The organism is Citrobacter sp. Cy070 (genome assembly GCF_030332245.1).
In the GTDB taxonomy this organism is placed as follows: Bacteria; Pseudomonadota; Gammaproteobacteria; order Enterobacterales; family Enterobacteriaceae; genus Citrobacter; species Citrobacter youngae.
In genome coordinates, this window is sequence record NZ_JAOWIG010000059.1 from 57,977 (window position 1) to 64,748 (window position 6,772).

6 protein-coding genes and 1 pseudogene are annotated in these 6,772 nt (G+C 53.2%); 2 read left to right on the forward strand and 5 right to left on the reverse strand.

The window, feature by feature from the left end; all coding sequences use genetic code 11:
* The first annotated feature begins 74 nt into the window (after positions 1 to 74).
* The gene (locus tag OGY19_RS09575) at positions 75 to 1,253 is read left to right on the forward strand and encodes a sugar efflux transporter (RefSeq protein ID WP_115600976.1); all 1,179 of its coding nucleotides are present in this window, start codon (positions 75 to 77) and stop codon (positions 1,251 to 1,253) included.
* Positions 1,254 to 1,353: 100 nt separating this feature from the next.
* On the opposite strand, the gene leuD is transcribed toward OGY19_RS09575, so the two are convergent.
* From leuD to leuL, 5 genes are all read right to left on the reverse strand, one after another.
* Entirely contained in the window at positions 1,354 to 1,959 is a 606-nt protein-coding gene (gene leuD / locus OGY19_RS09580; protein WP_115600975.1) for a 3-isopropylmalate dehydratase small subunit, read from the reverse strand.
* Between the two features lie 10 nt (positions 1,960 to 1,969).
* Positions 1,970 to 3,370, reverse strand: coding sequence for a 3-isopropylmalate dehydratase large subunit (leuC, locus tag OGY19_RS09585; protein WP_115600974.1), 1,401 nt, complete (start codon positions 3,368 to 3,370; stop codon positions 1,970 to 1,972).
* A gap of 2 nt (positions 3,371 to 3,372) precedes the next feature.
* Positions 3,373 to 4,464: a 3-isopropylmalate dehydrogenase gene (leuB, locus tag OGY19_RS09590; protein WP_048212703.1), complete on the reverse strand. Its 1,092-nt coding sequence runs from the start codon at positions 4,462 to 4,464 to the stop codon at positions 3,373 to 3,375.
* Complete coding sequence (gene leuA / locus OGY19_RS09595) at positions 4,464 to 6,035, reverse strand: 2-isopropylmalate synthase (protein WP_048212702.1); 1,572 nt, start codon at positions 6,033 to 6,035, stop codon at positions 4,464 to 4,466. Before leuA ends, leuB begins: the two co-directional genes overlap by 1 nt.
* 89 nt (positions 6,036 to 6,124) lie before the next feature.
* On the reverse strand, positions 6,125 to 6,211 hold the full coding sequence (gene leuL, locus OGY19_RS24445; protein ID WP_075551415.1) for a leu operon leader peptide: 87 nt from the start codon (positions 6,209 to 6,211) through the stop codon (positions 6,125 to 6,127).
* 274 nt (positions 6,212 to 6,485) lie between these two features.
* Here leuL and OGY19_RS09600 point away from each other — a divergent pair.
* A pseudogene (locus OGY19_RS09600) lies at positions 6,486 to 6,772 on the forward strand (IS1-like element transposase); the annotation flags it as partial.

The following is a 6,772-nucleotide window of genomic DNA, read 5'->3' on the forward strand; positions in this document are numbered from 1 at the left end:
TTGGTGTAAAATCACCCGCCAGCAGATTTTTTCTGCTGGCTTTTTTCGTATCAGCCCAACCAATAGGGATAACAATGCTCTGGATTATGACCATGGGACGGCGCCTCAACGGCGTTTACGCGGCATTTATGCTGGTCGCTTTTATGATGGGCGTGGCAGGGGCATTGCAGGCACCCACCCTGAGTCTGTTCCTGAGCCGTGAAGTCGGTGCGCAACCATTTTGGGTCGGGCTGTTTTACACCGTCAATGCGATTGCCGGGATCGTGGTTAGCCTCGGGCTTGCAAAACGATCCGACAGCCAGGGCGATCGGCGCAAGCTGATCATGTTTTGCTGCCTGATGGCGATTGGCAACGCGCTGCTGTTTGCGTTTAATCGCCATTATCTCACGTTGATCACCTGCGGTGTGCTGCTGGCCTCGCTGGCGAATACCGCCATGCCGCAGTTGTTTGCGCTGGCGCGGGAATATGCGGATAACTCCGCGCGTGAAGTAGTGATGTTTAGTTCGGTGATGCGTGCGCAGCTTTCGCTGGCCTGGGTGATCGGACCGCCGCTGGCCTTCATGCTGGCGCTGAATTACGGCTTTACGGCGATGTTTTCCATTGCCGCAGGGATTTTTGCCATTAGCCTGGTGCTGATTGCGCTGATACTGCCGTCTGTCGCTCGGGTGGCGCAGTCCGTTGACGTGCCGCTGGAACAAACCGGCGGTTGGCAGGACAAAAATGTGCGGATGCTGTTTATTGCCTCCACGCTGATGTGGACCTGCAATACCATGTACATCATCGATATGCCGCTGTGGATTAGCCAGGATTTAGGGCTGCCCGATAAGCTGGCGGGCATTTTAATGGGGACGGCTGCCGGGCTGGAAATTCCGGCGATGATTCTGGCGGGCTACTACGTGAAACACTTTGGTAAACGGCGAATGATGATCGTCGCCGTGGCGGCCGGCGTGCTGTTTTATCTGGGGCTGATCTTCTTTCATAGCCATACGGCTCTGCTTATATTGCAACTGTTTAACGCCGTATTCATCGGTATTGTCGCTGGGATAGGCATGCTGTGGTTTCAGGATCTGATGCCCGGACGCGCGGGTTCAGCGACCACATTATTTACCAACAGTATTTCGACCGGCGTCATTCTGGCGGGGGTGATTCAGGGTGCTGTTGCACAAAGTTACGGACATTTTGCCGTTTACTGGGTAATCGCGGCGATTTCAGTGGTTACGTTGGTGATGACCGGGCGGGTGAAGGATGTTTGATTTATAAAGTGCCGGATGGCGGCGTAAACGCCTTATCCGGCCTACAATTGGAGCGCATATGTAGGCCGGATAAGCGCAGCGCATCCGGTATAACAAAAGACTAGCGCATAAACGCTGGCTGCTCGTTTTCGTACTCGGTGATAGCCGCTTCATGCTGCAGCGTCAGCCCGATGCTGTCGAGACCATTCAGCATGCAGTGACGGCGGAAGTCGTCGATTTTAAAGCTGTAAGACTTATCGCCCGCTTTCACTTCCTGCGCTTCCAGATCCACTTCAAATTTAATCCCCGGATTGGCTAACACCTGCGCAAACAGTTCATCCACCTGCGCATCGCTCAGGGTGACCGGCAGCAGTTGGTTATTGAAGCTGTTACCGTAGAAGATGTCGGCGAAGCTTGGGGCGATCACCACTTTAAAACCGTAATCGGTCAGCGCCCACGGCGCATGTTCGCGAGAAGAGCCGCAGCCAAAGTTTTCCCGCGCGAGCAGAATGGACGCGCCTTTATATTCCGGGAAGTTCAGCACGAACTCAGGATTAGGCTGTTGACCTTTTTCGTCCAGAAAACGCCAGTCGTTGAACAGATGGGCGCCAAAACCGGTACGCGTCACCTTCTGCAAAAACTGTTTGGGAATAATGGCGTCGGTATCAACGTTGGCGGCATCCAGTGGGACAACCAGGCCGGTATGCTGGGTAAATTTCTCTGCCATGGTAGTTTCCTTATTTGATGCTGCGAATGTCGGCAAAATGACCGGTAACGGCGGCTGCGGCGGCCATGGCCGGGCTGACTAAATGCGTGCGACCACCACGGCCCTGACGGCCTTCAAAGTTACGGTTGCTGGTGGAGGCACAGCGCTCACCCGGATTCAGGCGGTCATTGTTCATCGCCAGACACATCGAACAGCCCGGTAAACGCCATTCAAACCCAGCTTCGATAAAAATCTTATCCAGACCTTCTGCTTCCGCTTGCGCTTTCACCGGACCAGAACCCGGCACCACCAGCGCCTGTACGCCCGGTGCGACTTTACGGCCTTTGGCGATTTCCGCTGCGGCGCGTAAATCTTCAATACGCGAGTTGGTGCAGGAACCGATGAACACTTTATCGATAGCAACTTCTGTTAACGGAATGCCCGGTTTTAATCCCATGTAAGCCAACGCTTTCTCAGCCGATGCGCGTTCCACCGGATCGGTAAATGATGCCGGGTCGGGAATATTATCGTTTACCGAGATGACCTGACCCGGGTTCGTTCCCCAGGTGACTTGCGGCGCGATCTCTTCTGCCTGCAGGGTGACGACGGTATCAAAGGTGGCACCATCGTCGGTTTTCAGCGTTTTCCAGTACTCAACCGCGTGGGTAAAATCTTCGCCTTTCGGTGCGTGTAAACGCCCTTGCACATAGTTAAAGGTGGTTTTATCCGGTGCGACCAGACCCGCTTTGGCACCCATTTCAATGGCCATGTTACACAGGGTCATACGGCCTTCCATGCTCAGTTCGCGAATGGCTTCGCCGCAAAACTCAACCACGTGCCCGGTGCCGCCCGCGCTACCGGTTTTACCGATAATCGCCAGCACGATATCTTTGGCGGTAATGCCAGGGGCTGCTTTGCCGTTGACTTCAATCTTCATGGTTTTGGCGCGCCCTTGTTTCAGGGTCTGCGTCGCCAGCACGTGTTCAACTTCAGAGGTGCCAATACCAAAGGCCAACGCGCCGAACGCGCCGTGGGTGGCGGTGTGGGAGTCGCCGCAGACGATGGTCATACCCGGCAACGTCACGCCTTGTTCAGGCCCCATTACGTGGACGATCCCCTGATACGGATGATTCAGGTCGTACAGTTCGACGCCAAATTCATTACAGTTTTTGATCAATTCCTGCATCTGAATACGCGCCATCTCGCCGGAGGCGTTAATGTCTTTCGTTTGTGTCGAAACGTTGTGGTCCATGGTGGCAAAGGTTTTACCCGGCTGGCGCACCTGGCGGCCATGCGCACGCAGCCCATCAAACGCCTGCGGAGAGGTCACTTCATGCACCAGATGTCTGTCGATATACAACAGCGGGGTTTCGTTTTGCGCCTCAAAGACGACGTGCGCATTAAACAATTTTTCGTATAACGTCTTGGCCATGATTACACCCCTTCAGCGACGTAGCGAGCGATGATATTGCCCATCTCATCGGTACTGACTGCGGCAGCGCCACGGGCTAAGTCACCGGTGCGAATACCTTCTTCTAATGCGCGGTTGATGGCGCTCTCAATGGCGGTTGCCGCATCATTGGCATCCAGGCTGTAACGCAACAGCAGCGCCAGCGACAGGATTTGCGCGATAGGATTGGCAATATTCTTCCCTGCGATATCGGGTGCAGAACCGCCAGCGGGCTCGTACAGGCCAAAACCCTGCTCATTCAGGCTGGCAGACGGCAACATCCCCATTGAGCCCGTGATCATGGCGCATTCGTCAGACAGAATGTCACCAAACAGGTTAGAGCACAGCAACACGTCGAACTGGGAGGGATCTTTGATCAATTGCATCGTCGCGTTGTCGATGTACATATGCGCCAGTTCAACGTCCGGATATTCATTCGCAATTTCATTGACGATTTCGCGCCACAGAATCGATGTTTGCAGTACGTTCGCTTTATCAATCGATGTGACTTTACGGCGACGCTGGCGAGCGGATTCAAACGCGATACGCGCAATACGTTCGATCTCGAAACGGTGATAAACCTCGGTATCAAACGCTTTTTCATGTTGTCCGCTGCCTTCGCGGCCTTTTGGCTGACCGAAGTAGATCCCGCCGGTCAGTTCACGTACGCACAGGATGTCGAAACCGTTAGCTGCAATGTCGGCGCGCAGCGGGCAAAAGGCTTCCAGCCCCTGGTACAACTTCGCCGGACGCAGGTTACTGAATAATTTGAAGTGCTTACGCAACGGCAGCAGCGCACCACGCTCGGGTTGCTGGTTAGGCGGCAGATGTTCCCATTTCGGGCCGCCAACGGAGCCAAACAAAATGGCGTCAGCTTGCTCACAGCCTTCAACCGTCGCAGGCGGCAGCGGCTGGCCGTGGTTATCAATGGCCGCACCACCCACATCGTAGTGGCTGGTGGTAATGCGCATGTTAAAACGGTTGCGGATTGCGTCCAGTACCTTCAAGGCTTGCGCCATCACTTCCGGGCCAATACCGTCACCCGGCAAAACAGCAATATGATAATTCTTCGACATCACACGGTTTCCTTGTTGTTCTCGTTGTTCTGAGCTTTGCGTTGCAATTCTTTTTCGACTTCTTCAGCGCGCCAGATGTTGTTCAGCACATGGACCATCGCTTTCGCGGAAGATTCGACGATATCCGTTGCCAGACCGACGCCGTGGAAGCGGCGACCGTTATAGTTGGCGACGATATCCACCTGACCCAGCGCATCTTTACCGTGCCCTTTGGCGGTCAGGCTATATTTCACCAGTTCAATGTTGTATTCGGTAACACGGTTGATGGCCTGATAAATGGCATCGACCGGGCCGTTACCGTTCGCCGCTTCGGCTTTCACTTCTTCACCGCAGGCCAGCTTGACGGAGGCGGTGGCGATGTCATTTGAGCCGGACTGCACGCTGAAGTAATCCAGACGGAAATGCTCTGGCTCTTCTTGCTGTTTGTTAATAAAGGCCAGTGCTTCCAGGTCGTAATCAAATACCTGACCTTTTTTATCCGCCAGTTTCAGGAAGGCGTCGTACAGGTTGTCCAGGTTGTATTCATTTTCTTTATATCCCATCTCGTCCATACGGTGTTTTACCGCAGCGCGTCCGGAACGGGAGGTCAGGTTTAACTGTACCTGGTTCAGGCCGATGGATTCAGGCGTCATGATTTCGTAGTTTTCACGATTTTTCAGTACGCCGTCCTGATGGATGCCGGAAGAGTGGGCAAACGCGCCGCTACCAACAATCGCTTTGTTGGCCGGGATAGGCATGTTGCAGATTTGGCTGACTAACTGACTGGTACGCCAAATTTCCTGGTGATTAATGCGGGTCTGTACGTTCAGAATATCTTTGCGTACTTTGATCGCCATGATCACTTCTTCCAGTGAGCAGTTACCGGCGCGTTCGCCGATACCGTTCATTGCGCCTTCCACCTGGCGAGCACCGGCGTGAACGGCCGCCAGCGCGTTGCCAACGCCCAGACCTAAATCATCATGGGTGTGCACGGAGATGATGGCTTTATCGATATTCGGTACGCGTTCATACAGGCCAGAAATGATTCCACCAAACTCAAATGGCATGGTGTAACCGACGGTATCAGGGATATTGATGGTTTTGGCACCGGCGTTAATGGCGGCTTCGACCACGCGGGCCAGATCGGCGATAGGAGTACGTCCCGCATCTTCACATGAGAACTCCACGTCATCTGTATAATTACGCGCACGCTTAACCATATAGATTGCTCGTTCGATCACTTCATCCAGCGTGCTGCGTAATTTCGTCGCGATATGCATCGGCGAGGTGGCGATAAAGGTATGAATTCGGAAAGCCTCAGCGACCTTCAGCGATTCCGCAGCAACGTCGATATCTTTTTCTACGCAGCGGGCTAAGGCACACACACGGCTGTTCTTAACCTGACGAGCGATGGTTTGTACGGACTCAAAGTCACCTGGAGAAGAGACCGGGAAACCCACTTCCATCACGTCAACGCCCATACGCTCGAGGGCCAGAGCTATCTGCAGTTTTTCTTTCACACTCAGGCTTGCCTGTAACGCCTGTTCACCATCGCGTAAGGTGGTATCGAAAATAATGACTTGCTGGCTCATGGTTTAAGTCCTTGGTGTTTAGGGCGCCTTGCTTCGAGCATAAAAAAACCCGCGCAATGGCGCGGGTTTTTGTCTTAACTGGAGCTGACTTAATGCTGAATGTCGTCCACCAGTCTACCGCGCAATGAGAATGCGTTTAGTAGTAGTAGACCGTTAAAACGAGCAATGTAAGTCATCAATCAAGCTCCAGGCGAATGCGATATGCTTTTAGTGGTACTGGATATGAAGATTGATGTCAACCCCATCCCCCACAAATGCCCCCACTCGGCGGAAAAAATCTCCTGAACTTTGAGCGAATTGTGCTGAATTTTTATGGTTGTATAAAATAAATCAGCGTGTGGATTACATACTTTTCACGATTTGACATATTTGAGCATATTTGTTTTCAGTTATTGGGTGATGCTGCCAACTTACTGATTTAGTGTATGATGGTGTTTTTGAGGTGCTCCAGTGGCTTCTGTTTCTATCAGCTGTCCCTCCTGTTCAGCTACTGACGGGGTGGTGCGTAACGGCAAAAGCACCGCCGGACATCAGCGCTATCTCTGCTCTCACTGCCGTAAAACATGGCAACTGCAGTTCACTTACACCGCTTCTCAACCCGGTACGCACCAGAAAATCATTGATATGGCCANGAATGGCGTTGGATGCCGGGCAACTGCCCGCATTATGGGCGTTGGCCTCAACACGATTTTACGTCACTTAAAAAACTCAGGCCGCAGTCGGTAACCTCGCGCATA